The sequence below is a fragment of the Butyrivibrio hungatei NK4A153 genome, from assembly GCF_000424465.1.
In the GTDB taxonomy this organism is placed as follows: domain Bacteria; phylum Bacillota; class Clostridia; order Lachnospirales; family Lachnospiraceae; genus Butyrivibrio; species Butyrivibrio hungatei_A.
The window spans coordinates 158,618-180,131 of record NZ_AUJY01000001.1; the positions used below are offsets into that span (position 1 = coordinate 158,618).

Sequence of the window (21,514 nt, forward strand, 5' to 3'; positions counted from 1 at the left end):
AGACTGATGGACAAGCCACAACCCCCGTCCCCATGGACCATATATTGAATAGACAACGTAAACACCTTAAAACAAGAGCGTTTTAAGGTGTTTATTTTTATTTTAGAAAATTTCGTTTAAGAAAAAAAATTCTGCACCGATAAAAATAGTGTGTGAGAGAGAAATGAATTTTAATAAACGCCGAATATGACTTTGGAGGTAAAGAATGAAGAAGAATACAGTTTTAAAAGTAATCAGAATTGCACTTGCAACAATGATCACAGCAACAACAGTAACTGTAAATGTAAGAGCCATGGACGGCGAAGTATTTGAGAATACAGAGAACAATCAGGAAGATACAAACGAAGAAGTTACAAATGAAGAAGTATACAACGAAGCAGTAAGCGAGGCAGTTGAAGCAGAGACAGCAGCTGAGGAATCAGTTGAAGAGGCAGTAGAGATCTCTGCTGAGACAATCGAGGCAATTGCAGAAGGAAACGAGGAAGCAGGAATTGAGGCAGCTGATGTTACAGACGGCGGAGCAGTTGCACAGGAGAGCGTTGATGCATTTGTTGAAGCAGTAGAGAGCCTTCCGGTAGAAGAAAACCTCAATGAGGCAGTAGCTGAGCTCAACGAAGTAACAGAAGAGCTCGTAAAGGTTGACGAAGCAGACCGCATTGCAGATGAGAGCGCAAAAGAGACGGTTGAAACTGCAACAGCAGCTCAGGAAATCGCTAACAGCGTAGTTAATACAGTTGAAGAGACAAAAGAGCAGGCAAACAGCCTTATCGATATAATCTCAAGTGAAGATGCAGATGCTGAGCAGGTAAGCGAGGCTATGGACAAGCTTGATCAGATCACAGAAGATGCAAAAGGAAATGTTGAGGCAAAGAAAGCTACTTTCGAAGCACTTAGCGAAAAGTTCGAGATGGCAAAGAGACAGCTTGAGGGTGCACAGAAGGTATATGATGAGACAGTTAAGCACCTTAAGAGTGATGACAGCAATGTAAACAAGGCAGCAGCGAAGCTTGAAGAGGCTAAGAAGAATGTAGAAGTTCTTTCAGAGGCTTGCAATAATGCAAAAGAGGATCTTGAGAAAGAGCAGGCAGCAGTTGAAGATATTCTTGCTAAGAAAGAAATTTCAGACAAGAACAAAGACTGGAAGACTCAGGATAAGCTCATGGAGAGCATTATAAGCGGATATATCATTCCTAACTTTATCGACAAGGATGCAACAAATATCAAGTACACAGAGATGCTCAGAGGATTTGACCGTCAGAACAGTTCATATACTGTTGTTACATATTTAGATAAGAACAACAACACAGTAAAGCGTTATTTCAACATCGACAGAACAGACAGACAGTTCAAGGAAAACGATCAGTGGTACAGACTTGGAAGTTCAAGAGAAATCGTAGTGTACGAGAAGCCTGAAGAGGATATCACATCTTCAGTATATCAGAAGAATCACTTCGGAAATTTTGGTGTTACAAACCAGTTCAAGGCAGATGTAAATTCAGGAAAATATGATGTATATTCATTTGATTATGCTGACGGAACAAATGAGTTTAAGTGCATTGATGAGCTTGAGGCAGGCGTAGAGAGCGGAGAAATCGAGTTTGTAGACGGTGTTTACTATATGAACGGCACAGCAGCTCGCAAGATCGTTCAGACAACAAGTGGAAATGCAAAAGGAATCAGAATTTCAACAAAGGATGATGCAGGACTTAAGGCATTTATCGAAAATGCTTCAAAGCTTGTTGAGAAGTATGAGAAGTACGGTGAGATCATTGCAGATACACAGGATAAGGTAGAGGAAGCATCAGATAAGGTTGAGGTTTTAAAGGAAACTATCGATGAGATCGAAGATAACAGAGTAAGAATTTCAGCAGATATCGTTGCAGAGCTTAGAAATTATGTAAGCGAAGAGGAAATTGAGAGAGTTCTTAATGCAGGATCAACAAAGAAGGCTGTAGAAGTTCTTGAAGGAATCCTTGCAAATGCAAAAGAGGATCTTGATAATGCGGCAGCAGAGCTTGATGAGCTCATCGAGAAGCGCGAAGAAATCAGAGAGAGCTTAAGTGTTCAGGAAGAGGAGGTTCTTGCAGAGAACACAGCAGATCAGGAAGAGGTAATTGCAGAAATCGCAGAAGAAGCAGTTGCAATCGAGGAAATCGCAGAAGTAGCTGAGGTTGCAGAAGTTACAGAAGCAGTTGAGGTTGCAGAAGTTACAGAAGCAGTTGAGGCAGCAGAGATCGAAGAAGTAGCAGAAGTTCCTGCAGTTGCATCAATCCCTGTAGCAGTTAACAACATGGTAGGGCAGAACATCGAAGGAAATAGATACGACACAGAGACAGTTGCAAAAGAGACAATCGCAGAGAATGCAGTTGAGACAGTAGTTGCAACACTTGCAGAGATTTTTGAGAACACAGTTGCACCTGTAGAAACAGCTATCGCAGCTGAGAGAAATACAGTAAGCGAGAATGCAGCACAGAATGTTGTAACAGAAAGATCAAACGGAGCAGTATCAGTAATTGAGCAGATTGCAGAGCAGGCACATGCTGTTTCAGAGGATATGATCGGACAGATTCTCGGAGCAAAGAGATACAACAAGTACAACAAGGCATTTGAGGAGTTTACAAGTGGAATTGTTGGAATGGAGAACAATCAGGCAGCTTTTGCAGGAATCGGATCAACAAATAATTTGAAAGCTCTTGCTGAGATGGATACAGAGAGCGGAATAAAGATCAACTGGTTATGGCTCCTTATTATCGCAATTCTTCTTATAACAGAGAAGAAGGTTCGCGATGAGCACCAGAAGAAGGTTCAGGAGTTGAGAGCAGCATAAAACAAATTCAAATATGAAATATAAAAAAGCGGGTCCTTAGGGATCCGCTTATTCTGTCATATCTGTCGGAGCAACTATCATGTTTATTGCTTCTTTTGCGACTTCATAGATTGAAGCCATCTGTTTTACATTCTCGTCGTCAATTTCGGCAAGGCGTCTGTATTGTGAATTGAAGTAAGCGCTTGCCTGTTCAATGGTGGTACGGGAAATAATGTGGCCGTTACAGTACATTGTTCCGGTTTCTGCATTATATTTGCCGGATGTACCACGTGCTTTTTGTGCATCGCCAACGCCCATGGATTTTGCAAGTGAATGAATGAGATCTTCTCTTTCGTTTGCCATAATACTCGCCCTCCCCATATTCGTTTGTTCCTTTCTAAATTATATCTTATTTAACAGTATTTACACAATACCGCAGCTTTTTAAGTATAATTGAATTAATAGATTTTTACAATGATATAGTTATCAAAAAAACAGGAATATATGTTGATAATTGAGATTGCACATAAGGAGGATTGACGCGTGGCTAAATATATTATGGCGCTGGATGCGGGAACTACCAGTAACAGATGCATACTTTTTAATGAAGAAGGGGAGATGTGCAGTGTTTCTCAAAAGGAATTTACTCAGCTTTTTCCAAAGCCCGGCTGGGTGGAACATGATGCGAATGAAATATGGCAGACACAGCTATCCGTGGCGCGAACGGCAATGCAAAATGTCGGAGCAACTTTTGAAGATATAGCAGCGATAGGCATAACCAATCAGCGTGAGACGGTTGTTGTATGGGATAAAAAGACGGGACAGCCCATAAATCATGCGATTGTCTGGCAGTGCAGACGTACTGCGGACTATGCGGCACAAAAAATGAAGGAAGATCCGCAGATTGTAAAGAAATTTCAGGAAAAAACGGGACTAAAGTTCGATCCGTATTTTTCCGGAACCAAGATAAGATGGATACTTGAAAATGTTGTCGGAGCAAGAAGACGGGCCGAGAACGGCGAACTGTGTTTTGGAACGGTTGATTCATGGCTTATCTATAAACTCACAAAGGGAAGAGTCCACGTCACTGACTATTCAAACGCATCAAGAACACTTCTTTTTAATATAAATACACTTAAGTGGGATGAAGAACTGTGTGATATCCTTGAAGTTCCGATGTCTATGCTTCCCGAAGTCAAGCCGTCAAGCTGCATATACGCAGAGACGGATCCCGAGTTCTTCGGAGGTCCGATAAAGATTGCGGGAGCTGCCGGAGATCAGCAGGCGGCACTGTTTGGACAGACTTGTTTTAAGGAAGGCGATGCTAAGAATACCTACGGAACAGGTTGCTTTATGCTGATGAATACGGGAGATAAGCCCATTTTTTCCCAAAACGATCTGCTGACAACTATAGCATGGGGAATAGACGGCAAAGTCGAATATGCGCTCGAAGGCTCGGTATTTGTGGCAGGTGCCGCGATTCAGTGGCTTAGGGATGAACTTAAGATCATAGATTCATCGCCGGATTCGGAGTATCTTGCAACGAGAGTTGACGATACGAACGGCTGCTATGTCGTTCCTGCATTTACGGGGCTTGGTGCTCCGTATTGGGATCCGTATGCAAGGGGCGCCATCATGGGGCTTACACGAGGCGTTAATAAATATCACATTGTCAGGGCAACGCTTGAGTCGCTGGCATTTCAGACTTACGACGTTTTGCATGCAATGGAGCTTGATACGGGTAAAAAGATAACGTCGCTTAATGTTGACGGAGGTGCATCGAATAACAATTTCCTGATGCAGTTTCAGGCTGATATTCTTGATGCAAATGTACTCAGGCCATCCTGCGTAGAGACGACGGCAATGGGCGCAGCATATCTTGCGGGACTTGCAGTTGGATATTGGAAGAGTAAAGATGACGTCATTAAGAACAGATCTATAGATAAAGCATTTACTTCAAAGATTTCTTCGGAAAAAAGAGAAAAAGAGCTTAAAGGCTGGCATAAAGCGGTTAAAGCAACTCTTTTGTGGGATAAGGAAGAATGATTCTTTGCAAAAAGGAGAATGGCTATGTACGATGTGATGATAATAGGCGCAGGCGTGACCGGAGCCGCTGTTGCATGGAAACTTGCAGAATACGATATTAAAACTTGCGTTTTGGAAAAATGCAGTGACGTGTGCGAAGGTACATCTAAAGCCAATTCGGCTATCATACACGCCGGATATGATGCTGAACCGGGCTCTTTAAAGGCAAAGCTCAATGTAAGGGGAAACGAGATGATGGATGAGCTTTGCGAGGATCTGGATATTCCTTTTAAACGCATAGGTTCTCTGGTTGTCTGCATTTACAAGGATGCACTGCCGGGGCTTAAAGAGCTCTGTGAGAGAGGTGAAAAAAACGGAGTAAAAGGCCTAAAGCTACTATCTAGAGAAGAAGCTCTTTTGGCGGAACCAAATCTCTCAGATGAGACGCAGGGAGCACTCTTTGCGCCGAGTGCGGGGATAATCTGTCCTTTTGAGCTCAATATAGCAATGGCGGAGATTGCTTCGATGAACGGCGCAGAGTTTAAGCTGAATACGGAAGTTCAGGATATCAAAAAAGACAATGACGGCCTTTTTCGGATCTTTACAAATAACGGAGAGTACAAGGCAAGATATGTGGTAAACGCAGCCGGAGTATACGCCGATGTCATTCACAACATGGTAAGTTCCGGGAAAATGCATATAACACAGAGGCGTGGGGACTATTGTCTTCTTGATAAGCAGGCTGGAGCATATGTAAATCATGTTATTTTCCCCCAGCCCACAGAACTTGGAAAAGGCGTACTTGTTGCGCCTACGGTTCATGGCAATCTGATCGTCGGACCGACGGCAATTGAGACGGAAGATAAAGAAGGAACTGCGACGACAGCGCAGGGAATAAGCGAACTTACGCAAAAAGCAGGAAATCATGTAAAAAATATTCCTATGAATAAGGTCATAACGTCTTTTGCAGGCCTTCGTGCGCATGAAGACAACAATGATTTTATTATTGAAGAGGTAAGAGATGTTCCGGGATTTATAGACTGCGCAGGCATAGAGTCTCCCGGACTTACAAGCTGTCCCGCAATAGGCGAAGCAGTCTGCGATATCTTAAAGAGTCGTATGAATTTTAAGAAAAAAGAAAATATAATCACGAAGCGCAAGGGTGTAAGAAGAACGGAAGGTCTTTCCACAGAAGAGATGAATGCTCTTATAAAGGAAAATCCTGCTTACGGCAATGTGATATGCAGATGCGAATCCATAACGGAGGGAGAGATACTTGATGCCATACACAGGCCGCTTGGTGCACGGACTCTCGATGGAATAAAGAGAAGGACGAGAGCCGGAATGGGAAGATGTCAGGCCGGATTTTGTATGCCGAGGACCATGGAGATACTCGCAAGAGAACTTGGACTTTTGTATGAAGATATCACAAAGTCCGGAGGTGATTCGAACATTGTGGCTACGAGAACCAAGGGGAGGTGAAAAGACCATGAAGTCATACGATATAGTTATTGCCGGAGGCGGTCCTGCAGGTCTTGCCGCAGCTGTAGCCGCCAAAGAAGCGGGAAATGACAGCATTCTGATCCTAGAAAGAGATAAAGAACTTGGGGGCATTTTAAATCAGTGCATTCACAACGGATTTGGTCTGCACACCTTCAGGGAGGAACTTACAGGCCCTGAGTATGCCGACAGGTTCAAGAAGAAAGTATCAGACCTTGGTATAGACTATAAACTTGGAACCATGGTCATGGATATAGCACATGACAAAACCGTGACCGCCATGAACAGAGAAGACGGTATGTTTACGATACCTGCAAAGGCGGTTATCCTGGCTATGGGATGCAGGGAGAGAGCAAGAGGAGCGCTTAATATACCCGGATTCCGTCCTGCGGGGATCTTTTCGGCAGGATGCGCGCAGCGTCTTGTAAATATTGAAGGATACATGCCGGGAAAAGAAGTTGTCATCCTCGGATCGGGTGACATCGGACTTATCATGGCCAGAAGAATGACGCTTGAAGGAGCGAATGTCAAGGTTGTTGCAGAACTCATGCCATATTCGGGAGGTCTTAAGAGGAATATCGTGCAGTGTCTTGATGACTATGGGATCCCGCTTAAGCTCTCGCACACGGTCGTTGATATTGAGGGAAAAGAGCATATTAAGGCGGTCACTATAGCAGAGGTGGGACCTGACAGAAAACCGATTCCCGGAACGGAAGAGAGATATACATGCGATACACTTCTTTTATCATGCGGACTTATACCCGAAAATGAGCTGTCTGTTTCTGCGGGAATAGAGATGAGTTCCGTGACCGGAGGGCCTATAGTTAATGAATCACTTGAGACAAATATTTCCGGAATATTTGCGTGTGGCAATGTACTCCACGTACATGATCTTGTAGACTATGTTTCGGAAGAAGCGATGAGAGCGGGGCAGAATGCGGTGAAATTCATAAAAAACGGCTGCAGGGAAGGAAGTACAGCGGGAGCGGTTGAAATTGTCGCAGAAAGCGGAGCGAGATATACCGTGCCAAAGACAATAGATCCGGGTAGAATGGAAGATCTTTTGACCGTAAGATTCAGAGTGGGAGATGTATACAAAGATTCTTATGTGTCGGTATATTTTGACGGTGAAAGAGTTGTTCACACCAAGAAGCGTATAATGTCTCCGGGTGAGATGGAGCAGATTGTTCTAAAAAAGGATGAGCTGATTAAAAGAAGTAATCTTAAGATAATAACGGTAAAGATTGAACATGAATAAGAGTATTGGCTAAAAAGAAACAAGCGGATTATTGTACTGCTTGTTTCTTTTTTTAAGGATTTTTTAAAAAATGCACAGCTATAATCTTAGCAACATTTATTTGACATGTGGTTATGTTGGTGGTATGGTTAGTTGCATGAGTGATTAACCATATAAGTGATAAGAGGGTTAGTTATGAAGAAGATAGTTAGAAATATGGTAATTACTTTATTGATCTTACATGCAATTATAGTGCAGTCTGTTATCAGTATGTGTGTTTCGCGTTATGTAACGGATAGGCATGAGATTGATTATGTAATAATATGTATCAAAAAATAAAGAAATGTTGGGTGAAAGGGGATATAAAATGACAAACAAAACCGTTAACAAGAAAGATGCGCTTAAGTTGATGGGGGTATTGATCGTTATGATGATCGTAGGATACGGCCTGGATATAGGTGTTGGGGTAGTTGCGGCAATTGCAGGTATATCTGCTCCGTTTATAGTTTATTCGTTGGCACTTTACATTCCGATGATCGCGATCGCATTCTTATATTTGCGCGAGAAGGGCGATAATTTATGGAAGGAATGCGGATTTAATAAGATTAAGGCAAGTACTTTTTTTCTTACAATTCTTCTTACAGTAGTTACTTATCCTATGGTTATGTTTACCAATGTTCTTTCCCAGCTTTTTGTTAAGAATACGATGGCGCAGGCTACTGATGCTATGATTGGTGATACACCGGTGCTTTACATGATCGCGTTGGCAATACTGGCTCCTGTCTGTGAAGAAATTTTGCTTAGAGGATTTTTCCATAACAGATTAAAGAAGTTTATTCCTTTTACAGCTGCGGCAATTTTGTCAGGTTTTTGGTTTGGAGTGTTTCATCTTAATATCAACCAGTTCTGCTATGCGTGGGTATTGGGAATAATTTTTGCTTATGTTAACAGGGCAAGCGGAAGTATCCTGACATCAATGATCATGCATGTTGTTGTTAATTCTTTTGGAGGCGTTATGCTGTATATTACAAACGCTTTTTACAAGAGTCAGGGAAAAGAATTTGCAGAGGTTGCTGAGAGTTCGAGGTCTGACATTAAGCAGATGATCACGCTCATTGTTGTGACAGGTATTTTGTCTGTCGGATCTTTTTTCCTTACAAGAATTATTATCAAAGCAATTGCAAAGCGTGAAGGTAATAATGTTGAAGCGGTTAAAGACAGTGCTGTTGCTTAAGAATACTTTACTTAAAAGAAGACAGAAGGGGCAAATATGATCAGAGCAAAAAATCTTGTAAAAACATTTACCAAAACGGTTCAGAAGAATAAAAAGGTTGAGTTTAATGCGGTTGACGGTATTTCCTTCGAGGCGGAAAAAGGAGAAATAGTGGGACTTCTAGGGCCGAACGGTGCAGGAAAGACTACGCTTCTTAGGATGCTTGCGGGGCTTATGACGCCGACGGGCGGAGAAGTATCAGTTACGGCAGGAAGCGGCGAGATAACAGGAAATGAAGATCTTAAAAGGCATATCGGTTATATGTCAGCAAATACAAAACTCTACGGAAGGTTTTCTGCAAGAGAGATCCTTAAGTTTTACGGTCAGGTATACGGAATGGAAGATTCGGATATAGAAAGACGAACGGATGAGATAATAAAAGTTTTGAATATGGATAAGTTTGCCGACAACAGGATTGACAGGCTCTCAACAGGTCAGGTTCAGAGAACTTCCATTTCCAGGTGCCTAATACATGACCCTGAAATATATATATTCGATGAGCCTACGCTTGGTCTTGATATACTCAGTTCATCCGCAATCATAGATTTTATGCTGGCGGAAAAAGAAAAGGGCAAGACGGTAATTTATTCGACACATTACATGGAAGAAGCGGAATATCTGTGCGACAGGATAGTCATGATACATGAGGGAAAGGTTGTATGTAATGATTCGCCCGATAATCTAAAGAAAGAAACAGGATCACAGAATTTAAGAGAAGTGTTTAGAAAGCTGATAGAAAACAAGATGGAGAGTGCGGCAAATGAATAGTAAACTGAAGATTTTTAAAACACTGTTTTTAAAAGAATTACGTGATGTTCTAAGAGATAAAAAGGCGATAATGATGATGGTTCTGGTTCCCGTGATCGTATATCCTCTTATTATGATGGTATCGCTTATGGTATCGAGTATGCTTGCGAATGACAAAGATACAACATATGATATTGCCGTATATAATGAGAGCACCGGATTTGATGTTGGGAATCTTGAAAATGCCTTAAAAGAAAATGCTGTTGAAACGGATGAAGAAGACGGTAGCAAAGAGCAGTTATATAATGTGATCTGTACCGTGTCCGATAAGAAGATAAGCGAAGATCAATGTAAAAGCATGATAAGTGATAAAGATCTTGATGCATATCTTGAAATTGCCGATAATGGCGAAAAAGTAGAGGTTAAAGCTTTTTACATGGAATCCGTAAATGAGTCTTCAGAGGCAATGGACAAAGTCAGGAGAGCCGTTGATAACCTCTCTGACGGCATTGTTGAAGAGAATGTAGAGAAAGCCGGGCTTGATAAAGATAGCTTTTTGTATCCTATCTCTTTTGAGAAAAAGGGACTTTCCAGCAGTGAACAGATTGCAGGACAAATACTTGGAATGATATTGCCGATGATGATAGTTTTATCAATACTTATAAGTGTTATGCATCCGAGTATAGATCTGACTGCCGGGGAAAAAGAGAGGGGAACTCTTGAGACACTTTTGATGCTTCCTGTTTCGGGCAAATATATTGTTATGGCAAAAACTCTCACAGCGGCATTGTGCGGAGTGGTTACGGCAATCCTTAATATATTGTCGATGTCTGTTGTCTTCGGCGTTTTGTTTGAACAGAATAAGGCGGCAGGATTGATTGACGGTATTAATATAGATTTTTCATCTTTTATTTCGGCAATGTTACTTACGTTTCCCGTTATAATCGTAACTGCATTGTTTATGAGCGCAATCTTCATGTGCTTTACATGTTTTGCAAAATCATACAAAGAAGCAAACAGCTATATGTCACCTGTAATGATGGTGCTCATGTTCCTTGCTTACGGTTCTATGATACCGACAGTTGAACTCAACCAATACGTTGCGGTTGTTCCGGTACTTAACGTATCTATCCTTTTGAGGGATGCACTGAATTTTAAGCTTGATTATACGATGCTTCTTTTGGTTTTGTGCAGCATGGTACTTTATTCGGTGTTGTCGATATTGTTTCTTTCCAAAGCTTATAACAGTGAGAATCTTTTGTTTGGTGACGGTAAAAACGCAATTTCTCTTTTTGAAAAGAGAAGCAATATAAAGAAAGGCATGTCTGTAACAATAGGTGATGCATGCTTTATTTATCCCTTTGTTATATTGGTCTATCTTTTGTTCGGGACACTGATTCAGGCGAAATATGAATTGGCGGGACTTCCTATAAGCCAGTTTTTGATACTGGTAGGTATACCTCTTGCATTTTTTATATATGCAAAGAAAGATATAAAGAAGGTGTACAGCTTTAATAATTGCAAGCCGCTTAGTTTGGTTGGCGGTGTAATTACAGGAATCGGCGCGTTTTTTGTGGCGGCAATTCTTGGAGATATTATTATGAAGGTGACCGGAATAACGATTGGTGAAGGATTGTCAGATGCATTTAAGGAGTTCTTTTCACACAATGCGGTCATGGCCACCCTGTGCATAGCGCTTACTCCCGCAATAGCGGAAGAGATGTTGTTTAGAGGAGTATTATTAAGTGCATTAAAAGACAAAGTAAAACCTGTTTATACAGTGCTTATTGTATCTGTATTGTTCGGACTGTTTCATATGGATCTGCTTAAGTTCTTTACAACAGGATTTATTGGGGCAATTTTTGGCCTCATAGTATACTATGGCGGAAGCATATTTCCTTCAATGTTTGCACACTTTACGGTGAATTTTATTTCGGTAATTTTGGCAAAATATGTATCTGAGCAGACAGCGAATATGCTCACTAATCCTATATTCGGAATTATCGGATTGGTGCTTGTGATCGTCGGATTATTTATTGTGAAAAATTCAAACAAGGAACAATCTTTTTAATAATAATTTAATATTCGAAAAAACGTTATTCAAATCCCTTTCATGTTACAATTTTAGTGTGTCGACTAAAACAATGAGATTGTATGTGAAAGGGATATTTTATGAATTCTGAACAGTATAAGAGAGCTAATAATAACAGTTTTTACGTAACAATCATCATCATATTGAGCGGTCTTTTACTCACAGTTTTTTCTTTATTCCAATACGGTGCGACCGTAGGCAGAATATCAATTATCATCGACGCTTTCTTCTGTGCGGGAATATGTGCTTTTGGAAATTACAAGTATCCGTATGAAAAGAAGGGTTCCATCATGATAATGGGCGGAGCAACCATATTCTATTTTGTGATTCTTATTGCGGAGGAGTCACTGATATACTTTGCGTTCGGACTTCCGATACTTATCTGCAGTATTATTTATCTTAATGTTCGCCTTTGTAAATTCGGAATAAGTGCAATAATAATTTCTTTTATTATCACCTGTATAAAAAATACCGTGTTAACAGGAAAGTTCAATCTTGAGTTGATTCCGGCCGGTATCACGCTGGGACTTGCGTTTATTGCGAGCTTGTGCACGGTTACACTCCTTACTTTATTTAATGAAGAGAATAATGCCAAGATTACCGAGAATGCCGAAAAGACGCTTGAGACGGGTAATGCAATGGCAGACATTGCAAATGCGATCACGGATCTTTTTAATAAATCTCAGGGAGATATGGTTGATCTTCAGAATATCATGGATGCCCAGCATTCGGGAATGCAGGATATCGCAAGCAGCATGGAGAGTACGGCACAGTCCGTGACCAAGCAGGCGCAGAAGGTTCAGCAGATTCAGGAAGAGACTGAGGCAACAGAGACTCACAGAAAAGAGATGACCGAGGCTTCCGAGAGCACACAGAAGACTGTCAAAGAAGGTGTACAGGTCATTTCCGAGTTGAAAGAAAAATCGGCCAATGTTGAAAAAGCAAGTAAAGTTACTGTTGAAGCTACTCAGGCCGTTATCAACAAGGTTCAGGAAGTGCAGAAAATTGTCGGATCGATCATGTCTATTTCAAAGCAGACAAACTTACTTGCACTTAACGCGAGCATAGAGGCGGCAAGAGCGGGAGACGCCGGTAAAGGATTTGCGGTTGTTGCAAATGATGTTCGTGAACTTGCGGAAGAAACAAATACGGCTTCAAATGAGATAAAAGGCATTATTACCGAGCTTGTCGAGGATGTTCAGAAAGCGATGGCAAGCATTGATGATACGGTAAACAGCGTATCGGAGCAGAATGAGATGATCCGCACAGTGGGCGAAAATTTCGACAGCATCAATGTAAACGTAACCGAAATGCTTTCGAGATTTGAGGAGATCGGCGAGGGAATGAAGTCAATCGCGGCTTCTACCACAGAGATTAATGATTCCATCTCAAATCTGTCCGCAACAAGTGAAGAAGTTGCCTCGCTTTCTAACCAGGGAGTTAAATCTTCGGATGATGCGGTAGAGAAATTTGACGAGTTTAAGGGAATTCTGGGCGAAATATTCATGCAGGCAAATAAGCTCAAAGATATGCAAACTGAATAAAAAGATCAAAATATTGACGTCTCTCTGTATAATAAGTACAGGGAGACGTTTTTCATTAAAATAATACGGAGGCTATGACTATGGAGAAAAGGGAACTTACATGTATAGGTTGTCCGATGGGATGTTTTCTGACTGTAGAGCTTGAGAACGACGAAGTAGTTTCGGTGTCCGGAAACACCTGTCAAAAAGGCGATATTTATGCGAGAAAAGAAGTTGTAAATCCCACGAGGATAGTTACAAGTACCGTGAAAGTTACGGGAGGAGACAGGAGCAGGGTTTCTGTTAAGACAAACAGCGATGTTCCGAAGGATAAGATTTTTGCCGTTATGGATGAGATCAATAAAAGCCATGCGAATGCCCCTGTTTCGATCGGAGATGTTATAATAAAAAATGTTGCGGATACGGGGAGTGATATTGTCGCGACCTCAAATGCCGGGACTATATAGTGTTTTAAAGGAAAAGAGGAAATTGATATGAGAAAAATACTTGTTGTTGTTGACATGCAAAAGGATTTTGTCGATGGGGCGCTCGGAACAAAGGAAGCGGTAGCAATAGTTCCCGCCGTTGTTGAGAAGATAAGGAAATACGACAAAAAGGATATTTTTGTCACAAGAGATACTCATCAGGAGAACTACATGGACACTCAGGAAGGAAAGAATCTTCCGGTAGTTCACTGTATTGAAAATACCGAAGGATGGGAGCTTGATAAGACCGTTGCCGCAGAAGTTGAGGGCGCTACATTTATCAACAAGCCTACATTCGGTTCCGTCGATCTTGTAAAAGCTATTAAGGATATATATGAAAAAGAAGAGATCGAAGTAGAGCTTATCGGCCTTTGCACAGATATTTGTGTTGTTTCAAATGCTCTTTTACTCAAAGCAAATATGCCTGAGCTTAAGATCAGCGTAGATAAGGACTGCTGCGCGGGTGTAACGGTCCAAAAGCACCTTGCGGCGCTTGAGACTATGCGTTCTTGCCAGATATATTGCTAATAAAAATGACATAATAATAAGGCGGATAAAATATTGGGAAAAGTATATTTCGTAAACGGATTTCTGGATGCAGGAAAAACAACCTTTATACAAGATCTTATTGAGGAAGATTATTTTGAGATAAAAGGAAAAACACTTCTTATTCAATGCGAAGAAGGCGAAGTTGAATATGATGATTATCTTTTGAATCATCTGAAAGTTACCGTAAAGAAGATTGAGAATGAGAAAGACTTTGATACCTGGCATATCGTTGAATTTGAAAAAGAAGTCATGCCCGAAAGAATAATCGTTGAGTTTAACGGAATGTGGGATCGCAAGAACCTTGTATTTCCGGAACACTGGGACGATATCATGGAAATTGTAATAATAGATGCTTCTACGTTTGAAATCTTTGCGGCAAACATGAAATCTTTTATGTCTGAGCACGTTAGAAAAGCGTATCTTACTATCTTTAATAACTGCGATGACGTTATGGATAAGATGGCATCTTACAGACGAAGTGTTAAGGCTGTAAATCCCAGTCTTAATATAGTCTGCAAGGATAAGCACGGAGAGGACATCCTTCAGAAATTCGAAGACGATCTTCCTTATTCGCTTGATGATGCGGTAATTGATGTAAGGGACGACAAATTTTCTGTATTTTATCTGGACAGTCTGGACAATCTCGACAGATACCTCGGTAAAAAGATAGTATTTACGGCTCAGATAATGAAGGCAAAAGAAGCGGGAAAAGACATATTCCTTGCCGGCAGATTTGCAATGACATGCTGCGAGCAGGATATTTCATTGTTTGGTATAATCTGCCACTACAGCGGCAGCGTTTCAATTGAAAACTATGACTGGGTGGAAATAACCGGAACCGTTGATAAAGAGTATGTCAAACAGTATGATGTGGAATTCCCTGTATGCATTGTCGAAAACATACGTCCATGTGACAAACCAAAGAGAGAAGTTATTTCTGTCATATAAGATTATTGATGAAAAAACATCAACCGGAATGAAAAAATCTGCTTAAATACGCGCCTTGACACTCCTCGTATGATTGTATACAATTATACGAGGTTAGCTATTTGTTTATATGAGAGAGGTTTACTTTACTATGAACGATACAAGTGCATTTCAGAACAGACCGGTTACTATGAATGACAAGAATAATCTGCTCCAGATTGAAGAGCATATGTACATTCTTGACGACGTGGAAAAGCCAAATGTTTTCAGAAATATGTTTCCTTATGAGGAGATTCCCAAGATTCCATTCAATGACAGGATCGTTCCTCATAATATGCCAAAGGATATATGGATAACGGATACTACTTTCCGTGACGGGCAGCAGTCAAGGGCGCCGTATACCACAGAGCAGATTGTTACCATATATGACAAGCTTCACGAACTTGGCGGTCCGAACGGAATGATCAGGCAGAGTGAGTTCTTTTTATACAGTAAGAGCGACCGTGATGCGGTTTATAAGTGTATGGAGAGAGGCTACAAATTCCCTGAAGTTACAAGCTGGATCAGAGCAAGCGAAGAAGATTTTAAGCTTGTAAAAGAGATAGGAATGAAGGAAACGGGAATTCTCGTTTCTTGCTCGGATTATCACATTTTCTTAAAGCTTAAGATGACAAGGAGACAGGCACTCGATCATTATCTCAGTGTGGTAAGATCGTGTCTTGAGGCGGGAATCAGCCCCAGATGCCATCTCGAAGATATTACAAGAGCAGATATTTACGGATTTGTTGTTCCGTTCTGCGTAGAGCTTATGAAGCTCAAGGATGAGTACGGAATTCCCGTTAAGATCCGCGCCTGCGATACAATGGGATACGGAGTTAACTTCTCCGGTGCGGTTATTCCCAGAAGTGTACAGGGAATCATTTATGCGATAAATACAAATGCCGGAGTTCCCTGCGAACTCATTGAGTGGCACGGACACAACGATTTCTATAAGGCTGTTACCAATTCGACAACAGCATGGCTCTACGGATGTTCATCCGTTAATACATCTCTTTTCGGAATCGGTGAGAGAACAGGTAATACACCTCTTGAAGCTATGGTATTTGAGTATGCGCAGCTTAAGGGCACACTCAACGGCATGAATACTCAGGTAATAACAGAACTTGCCGAGTATTATGAAAAAGAGATTGGATTTACGGTTCCTGCAAATACACCTTTTGTAGGAAAGAACTTTAATGTTACAAGAGCAGGTATCCATGCGGACGGTCTTTTGAAAAACGAGGAGATCTACAACATTTTTGATACGGATAAGTTCCTGGGTAGACCGCCTGTAAGTGCGGTTTCCAATACATCGGGACTTGCGGGAATTGCTCACTGGATCAATATACATTACAAGCTTAAAGAAGAGCATGCTCTTTCTAAGACTTCACCCATCGTTACAAAGATCAAAGAGTGGGTTGACAGCGAGTATGCGGGCGGCAGAGTTACAGTTATGACCGATGATGAGCTTGTAAGAGAAATTGGCAAAGTAAGTGATGAGCTTGGCGTTGTTGTCAAGGATGGAGAAATTACCGAAATCTCCAAATAATGAGGGAAAATATGGAAAAGCAAGACTTAAAACATGAAGTTACGGACAAGTATTCCCTGAGAGGAAGAGTGTTTCACAGAATTCGTGAGGACATTCTGAACGGAAAGTATAAGGACCATGAGGAACTTAAGGAAGTTGCAATCGGTCAGGAACTTGGCGTCAGCAGAACCCCCGTAAGAGAGGCTTTCAGGCAGCTTGAACTTGAGGGTCTTATTCAGATAATTCCCAACAGGGGCGCTTATGTTACGGGAATCAAAGTCAAGGATATAGAAGATATCTACATGATAAGATCAAAGCTCGAAGGACTCTGCGCCAGATGGGCTTGTGAGAATATCACAAAAGAACAGCTTGAGGAAATGGAAGAGAACATATATCTTGCGGAGTTCCATGCTGCAAGAGGTCATATGGAGCAGATGGCTGAACTCGACAACCGTTTCCACAATATTTTGTATGAAGCATGCAATTCAAAGATGCTTGAGCATCTTCTTAAGGATTATCACCAGTATGTATGGAGAGTAAGACAGAAGACTCTTTCAAGCAGCAGAGGTGCGGTTTCCAATGTTGAGCACAAATATATAATGGAAGCCATTAAGGAGAATAATCCTGATAAAGCGGAGGAACTTGCAAACCAGCATATGATCAATGCATATGAGAATATGGTGGACAAGGGACTTCTTGAAATGTTTGAATAATTAAATTGATTGAAAGGAAAGGCGAACATGGCAAAAATTCAGATGACTACCCCCATCGTTGAGATGGATGGCGATGAGATGACCAGAGTTTTATGGAAGATGATCAAGGATAAGCTTATTCTTCCATATATCGATCTTAAGAGCGAATATTATGATCTTGGACTTGAATATAGAGATGAGACTGACGATCAGGTTACTGTAGACAGTGCAAATGCTACACTTAAATACGGTGTTGCCGTTAAGTGTGCTACAATAACTCCCAATAACGAGAGAATGACTGAGTATAAGCTCAAGAAGATGTGGAAGAGCCCTAACGGAACAATCAGAGCGATCCTCGACGGAACAGTTTTCCGTACACCTATCATGGTTAAGGGAATCGAGCCCAACGTAAGAACATGGGAGCAGCCCATTACACTTGCAAGACACGCTTACGGCGATGTTTATAAGAACGTTGAGATAAGAGTTCCCGGTGCAGGTAAGGCAGAGCTTGTATTTACAGGTGCCGACGGAAAAGAGATCAGAGAGACAATTCACGAGTTTAACGAGCCCGGAATCATCCAGGGTATTCACAATAAAGATGCTTCTATCAGAAGCTTTGCAAGAGCCTGCTTTAAGTATGCACTTGCCGAGAAGAAAGAACTTTGGCTCGGTACAAAGGATACTATCAGCAAGACTTACGACAGAAGATTCAGAGAAATCTTTGATGAGATATTTGAAAATGAGTTCAAGGCTGATTTCGAAAAAGCCGGTATCACATATTTCTACACACTTATCGATGATGCGGTTGCACGTGTTATGAAGTCTAAGGGTGGATTCATCTGGGCATGTAAGAACTATGACGGAGACGTTATGAGTGATATGGTATCATCTGCGTTCGGTTCACTTGCAATGATGACATCTGTTCTCGTATCACCTACAGGTGTATATGAGTATGAGGCTGCTCACGGAACTGTACAGAGACATTACTACAAGTACTTAAAGGGTGAGCCTACATCAACAAATCCTGTTGCTACGATTTTTGCATGGACAGGTGCTCTTCGTAAGAGAGGAGAACTTGATGGAATCGCTGAGCTTATGGCATGGGCTGACAAGATGGAGAAGGCAACACTTTCAGTTATCGAGTCCGGCCGCATGACAGGCGATCTGGCGCTTATAACATCACTTCCCAATCCTGTAAAACTTGGAAGCGAAGAATTCCTCGACGCGATCGCGGAAGAATTCAATAAAATATGATAACAAAGAGCCTTTCATTTATTGGGAGGCTCTTATTTTTTCTCTTTTTGCGGCGGCGTTTATATGCTATACTATTCACTGGTTATACATTTACGGTATGAAAGAGACACACACGGATGTTGGATAGGAGTCGTAAGAAGAAAGTATATAGTAAAAAGATAAAACGTCTTCGCAGGGGGATTGTGATAACCGTTGTAGCGGCGTGTCTGATTCCCACGTGTATCTGTGTTATTCTTTCAGTAAGGTATGACAGGTTAAATGCCAAGTATAAACAGAGCACTGCAGATCTTGAATGGTACAGACAGAGGTATGGAAGCGAGCTTTCAATACTTTCGGCCGTGCAACCGGATGTTAATGAAGATAATGTTCCGGATGCCGAGACGGGAGGCTTTGAGCAGGATTATGCCGATGTAGATACCAGCGGAGCTCTTAATCCCGAGGATATCGAGGGTACAAGATATGTATATCTTACTTTCGATGACGGTCCCAGTATTTATACCGAAGAGATATTGGATATTTTAAAAGAGAATGATGTAAAGGCCACTTTTTTTGTGTGCGGAAAACCCGATGCCAAGTATGTTGATGCCTATAAGAGGATAGTCGATGAAGGGCATACGCTGGGAATGCATTCTTACAGCCACAAATACGGTGAGATTTACTCATCCTTGGATTCATTTAAAGAGGATTTTGACAAACTAAGAATATTTTTATATGAGACCACGGGGGTCTGGGCTAAGTATTACAGATTTCCCGGAGGAAGTTCCAATGCTGTCAGTAAGGTTGATATCAAGGAGCTTGAGAATTTTTTGGAAGGAACCGATGCCACTTTCTATGATTGGAATATTTCTGCGAAAGATGACAAAGCGGGCAACACCAAAGAGTCGATTTATGCTAATATAGTAGATAATGTCCCAAAATTCAAACACTGCATCGTGTTAATGCATGACGCTGCAGACAAGCGTAGTACCGTTGACGCTTTGCCTGATATCATAAGAGATATCAAGGCTATGGATGATACCGTGATAGTTCCGATAACAGATAATACGTTACCGGTTCAACATATCAAATAAAAGTATTAACAAGAAAAAGTGAACGGAGGAGAAACAATGGGATTTTTTTCTGAGCTAAAGAGCGATTTATCCCAAGCAGTTAACACACTCATGCCTGATGATAAGGCTGACGAAACAAGGGTTCTTGATAAGGAAAGTGTTGATGGGGGAACTGTAAGACCGGAAGATGTCGATCTTGACAGTATGCTTGATCGTCTTGATGAAATCAAGCTTGATGATGTGGTGAACAAGGAAGAGGGTTTATCTGAAGAGTCGGAGCAGACTCTTGATAATTCTGAAGAAACGGGAGCAGGCGCAGAGGAAGAAAATACCGATGCGGAAACTTCCGACAATGAAAATTTAAATGAAGGGGCTTCTGAGGAACAGACTGAAGAGATAAGTGAAGAGCGTGCGCTTGAACAGCTTATCGAAGCACAGACGGCGTCAGAGGTAAAAGAGGGTGAGCCGATGAGCGCGCTTGAGGCAATCAATAATTCTAATATCGACGAGTACATTGCAGAGAGCAATGCTACAGATAAAAATACTAATAACGGGGGAGAAGAAACTATGGAATTTGATCAGCAGACACCTACAGATGAAACTGCCAGCATTACAGAAGGAATGATACTTACGGGAGATTTGCAGACAACAGGTTCTCTTGATCTTATCGGTAAGATCAACGGTAATGTAAAGTGCCTTGGAAAGCTTAATGTTACAGGTGAGATCACAGGTGATTCAGATGCAGCTGAGATCTATGCAGAGTCAGCAAGAATTACAGGTGAGGTTAAGAGTAAGGGCAGTGTAAAGGTTGGACAGAGTACCGTTATCGTTGGAAACATCTTCGGTTCAAGTGCTGTTATCGCAGGTGCCGTTAAGGGCGATATCGACGTTCACGGACCGGTTGTACTTGATACAACTGCAATTGTTATGGGTAACATCAAGTCTCAGTCAGTGCAGATCAATAACGGAGCGGTTATTGAAGGTATGTGCTCACAGGCATATGCTGATGTTAATCCTTCAGAGTTCTTCGAGGGACTTAAAAACAGATAAGTAATAAAAGCATATGGAGAGATTATGAGAATATTATTAAAACTTAGTGGTGAAGCACTCGCAGGCGACAAGAAGACAGGATTTGATGAGGAAACTGTCAGAAAGGTTGCTCTTCAGGTCAAAGAACTTACCGAGAAAGGAACAGAGGTTGGAATCGTTATCGGAGGCGGTAATTTCTGGAGAGGAAGAACCAGCGAAAATATCGACCGTGTAAAAGCGGATCAGATCGGTATGCTTGCAACCATAATGAACTGCATCTATGTTTCTGAGATTTTCAGAAGTGAAGGAATGATGACAAATATACTGACTCCTTTTGAATGTGGCTCATTTACCAAGCTCTTTTCCAAAGACAGAGCAAACAAATATTTCGCAAAGGGAATGGTGGTATTCTTTGCCGGCGGTACGGGACATCCCTATTTCTCAACGGATACGGGTGTTGCGCTTCGTGCGATCGAGGTAGAAGCGGATTATATATTACTTGCCAAGGCTATTGACGGTGTATATGACAGCGATCCTGCCAAGAATCCGGATGCAAAGAGATATACCGAGATTTCTATCGATGAAGTTATTGCCCGGAATCTGCAGGTTGTTGATATGACAGCTTCGATAATGGTAAGAGATAACAAGATTCCTATGAGAGTATTTGCTCTTCAGGAGGAAAAAAGTATTGTAAACGCCGCCAGCGGCAACTTTAACGGTACAACAGTTACTGTTTGACGTTTTGGTCTAATGAAATAA

Annotated in this window: 19 protein-coding genes; 18 read left to right on the plus strand and 1 reads right to left on the minus strand. The window is 41.5% G+C overall.

Translation table 11 applies throughout. The features are described 5' to 3' along the window. Nucleotides 1-205 precede the first annotated feature (205 nt). Nucleotides 206-2,827: a hypothetical protein gene (locus G628_RS0100755; protein ID WP_027208233.1), complete on the plus strand. Its 2,622-nt coding sequence runs from the start codon at nt 206-208 to the stop codon at nt 2,825-2,827. Nucleotides 2,828-2,875: 48 nt separating this feature from the next. Here the strand turns inward: G628_RS0100755 and G628_RS0100760 are convergent, their stop codons facing one another. After that, entirely contained in the window at nt 2,876-3,169 is a 294-nt protein-coding gene (locus tag G628_RS0100760; protein ID WP_026655213.1) for a hypothetical protein, read from the minus strand. 180 nt (nt 3,170-3,349) lie between these two features. Here G628_RS0100760 and glpK point away from each other — a divergent pair, with 180 nt between their 5' ends. The 17 genes from glpK to pyrH all read left to right on the plus strand — a co-directional run bounded on the left by glpK (nt 3,350) and on the right by pyrH (nt 21,493). Next, nucleotides 3,350-4,852 (plus strand): glycerol kinase GlpK, encoded by a 1,503-nt coding sequence (glpK, locus tag G628_RS0100765; RefSeq protein WP_027208234.1) that lies wholly within the window; start codon nt 3,350-3,352, stop codon nt 4,850-4,852. A 24-nt stretch (nt 4,853-4,876) separates the two neighbouring features. Continuing rightward, a complete protein-coding gene (locus G628_RS0100770) occupies nt 4,877-6,313 on the plus strand; it encodes an NAD(P)/FAD-dependent oxidoreductase (RefSeq protein WP_027208235.1) in 1,437 nt (478 codons plus the stop codon). A 7-nt stretch (nt 6,314-6,320) separates the two neighbouring features. After that, entirely contained in the window at nt 6,321-7,589 is a 1,269-nt protein-coding gene (locus G628_RS0100775) for an NAD(P)/FAD-dependent oxidoreductase (RefSeq protein ID WP_027208236.1), read from the plus strand. A 174-nt stretch (nt 7,590-7,763) separates the two neighbouring features. Further along, nucleotides 7,764-7,907 (plus strand): hypothetical protein, encoded by a 144-nt coding sequence (locus tag G628_RS18620; RefSeq protein WP_155833745.1) that lies wholly within the window; start codon nt 7,764-7,766, stop codon nt 7,905-7,907. Between the two features lie 28 nt (nt 7,908-7,935). Further along, nucleotides 7,936-8,802 carry a CPBP family intramembrane glutamic endopeptidase gene (locus G628_RS0100785; protein WP_027208237.1) on the plus strand — a complete coding sequence of 289 codons (867 nt, stop codon included), beginning with the start codon at nt 7,936-7,938 and terminating at the stop codon, nt 8,800-8,802. A gap of 36 nt (nt 8,803-8,838) precedes the next feature. Further along, nucleotides 8,839-9,609: an ABC transporter ATP-binding protein gene (locus G628_RS0100790; RefSeq protein WP_026655206.1), complete on the plus strand. Its 771-nt coding sequence runs from the start codon at nt 8,839-8,841 to the stop codon at nt 9,607-9,609. Then, nucleotides 9,602-11,659 (plus strand): ABC transporter permease subunit/CPBP intramembrane protease, encoded by a 2,058-nt coding sequence (locus tag G628_RS0100795; protein ID WP_027208238.1) that lies wholly within the window; start codon nt 9,602-9,604, stop codon nt 11,657-11,659. Before G628_RS0100790 ends, G628_RS0100795 begins: the two co-directional genes overlap by 8 nt. Before the next feature lie 101 nt (nt 11,660-11,760). After that, nucleotides 11,761-13,224 (plus strand): methyl-accepting chemotaxis protein, encoded by a 1,464-nt coding sequence (locus tag G628_RS17815; protein WP_027208239.1) that lies wholly within the window; start codon nt 11,761-11,763, stop codon nt 13,222-13,224. Between the two features lie 80 nt (nt 13,225-13,304). Further along, the gene (locus tag G628_RS0100805) at nt 13,305-13,670 is read left to right on the plus strand and encodes a DUF1667 domain-containing protein (RefSeq protein WP_026655203.1); all 366 of its coding nucleotides are present in this window, start codon (nt 13,305-13,307) and stop codon (nt 13,668-13,670) included. Between the two features lie 27 nt (nt 13,671-13,697). Further along, nucleotides 13,698-14,216, plus strand: coding sequence for a cysteine hydrolase family protein (locus tag G628_RS0100810; RefSeq protein WP_026655202.1), 519 nt, complete (start codon nt 13,698-13,700; stop codon nt 14,214-14,216). 33 nt (nt 14,217-14,249) lie between these two features. After that, complete coding sequence (locus tag G628_RS0100815) at nt 14,250-15,185, plus strand: GTP-binding protein (RefSeq protein ID WP_034500482.1); 936 nt, start codon at nt 14,250-14,252, stop codon at nt 15,183-15,185. 130 nt (nt 15,186-15,315) lie between these two features. Then, the gene (locus G628_RS0100820; RefSeq protein WP_027208241.1) at nt 15,316-16,752 is read left to right on the plus strand and encodes a 2-isopropylmalate synthase; all 1,437 of its coding nucleotides are present in this window, start codon (nt 15,316-15,318) and stop codon (nt 16,750-16,752) included. A gap of 11 nt (nt 16,753-16,763) precedes the next feature. Further along, nucleotides 16,764-17,444, plus strand: coding sequence for a GntR family transcriptional regulator (locus G628_RS0100825; RefSeq protein ID WP_027208242.1), 681 nt, complete (start codon nt 16,764-16,766; stop codon nt 17,442-17,444). 27 nt (nt 17,445-17,471) lie between these two features. Beyond that, entirely contained in the window at nt 17,472-18,677 is a 1,206-nt protein-coding gene (locus G628_RS0100830) for an NADP-dependent isocitrate dehydrogenase (RefSeq protein WP_026655197.1), read from the plus strand. 116 nt (nt 18,678-18,793) lie between these two features. Continuing rightward, a complete protein-coding gene (locus G628_RS0100835) occupies nt 18,794-19,747 on the plus strand; it encodes a polysaccharide deacetylase family protein (RefSeq protein ID WP_026655196.1) in 954 nt (317 codons plus the stop codon). Between the two features lie 36 nt (nt 19,748-19,783). Beyond that, complete coding sequence (locus G628_RS0100840; RefSeq protein ID WP_027208243.1) at nt 19,784-20,776, plus strand: polymer-forming cytoskeletal protein; 993 nt, start codon at nt 19,784-19,786, stop codon at nt 20,774-20,776. A gap of 24 nt (nt 20,777-20,800) precedes the next feature. Next, nucleotides 20,801-21,493, plus strand: coding sequence for a UMP kinase (pyrH, locus tag G628_RS0100845; protein ID WP_034462008.1), 693 nt, complete (start codon nt 20,801-20,803; stop codon nt 21,491-21,493). Nucleotides 21,494-21,514 lie beyond the last annotated feature (21 nt).

Coding starts and splice junctions, on each gene's coding strand:
- G628_RS0100755 (WP_027208233.1), top strand. CDS start 206: ATGAAGAAGAATACAGTTTTAAAAGTAATCAGAATTGCACTTGCAACA.
- G628_RS0100760 (WP_026655213.1), bottom strand. CDS start 3,169: ATGGCAAACGAAAGAGAAGATCTCATTCATTCACTTGCAAAATCCATG.
- G628_RS0100770 (WP_027208235.1), top strand. CDS start 4,877: ATGTACGATGTGATGATAATAGGCGCAGGCGTGACCGGAGCCGCTGTT.
- G628_RS0100775 (WP_027208236.1), top strand. CDS start 6,321: ATGAAGTCATACGATATAGTTATTGCCGGAGGCGGTCCTGCAGGTCTT.
- G628_RS18620 (WP_155833745.1), top strand. CDS start 7,764: ATGAAGAAGATAGTTAGAAATATGGTAATTACTTTATTGATCTTACAT.
- G628_RS0100785 (WP_027208237.1), top strand. CDS start 7,936: ATGACAAACAAAACCGTTAACAAGAAAGATGCGCTTAAGTTGATGGGG.
- G628_RS0100790 (WP_026655206.1), top strand. CDS start 8,839: ATGATCAGAGCAAAAAATCTTGTAAAAACATTTACCAAAACGGTTCAG.
- G628_RS0100795 (WP_027208238.1), top strand. CDS start 9,602: ATGAATAGTAAACTGAAGATTTTTAAAACACTGTTTTTAAAAGAATTA.
- G628_RS17815 (WP_027208239.1), top strand. CDS start 11,761: ATGAATTCTGAACAGTATAAGAGAGCTAATAATAACAGTTTTTACGTA.
- G628_RS0100805 (WP_026655203.1), top strand. CDS start 13,305: ATGGAGAAAAGGGAACTTACATGTATAGGTTGTCCGATGGGATGTTTT.
- G628_RS0100810 (WP_026655202.1), top strand. CDS start 13,698: ATGAGAAAAATACTTGTTGTTGTTGACATGCAAAAGGATTTTGTCGAT.
- G628_RS0100820 (WP_027208241.1), top strand. CDS start 15,316: ATGAACGATACAAGTGCATTTCAGAACAGACCGGTTACTATGAATGAC.
- G628_RS0100825 (WP_027208242.1), top strand. CDS start 16,764: ATGGAAAAGCAAGACTTAAAACATGAAGTTACGGACAAGTATTCCCTG.
- G628_RS0100830 (WP_026655197.1), top strand. CDS start 17,472: ATGGCAAAAATTCAGATGACTACCCCCATCGTTGAGATGGATGGCGAT.
- G628_RS0100835 (WP_026655196.1), top strand. CDS start 18,794: ATGTTGGATAGGAGTCGTAAGAAGAAAGTATATAGTAAAAAGATAAAA.
- G628_RS0100840 (WP_027208243.1), top strand. CDS start 19,784: ATGGGATTTTTTTCTGAGCTAAAGAGCGATTTATCCCAAGCAGTTAAC.
- pyrH (WP_034462008.1), top strand. CDS start 20,801: ATGAGAATATTATTAAAACTTAGTGGTGAAGCACTCGCAGGCGACAAG.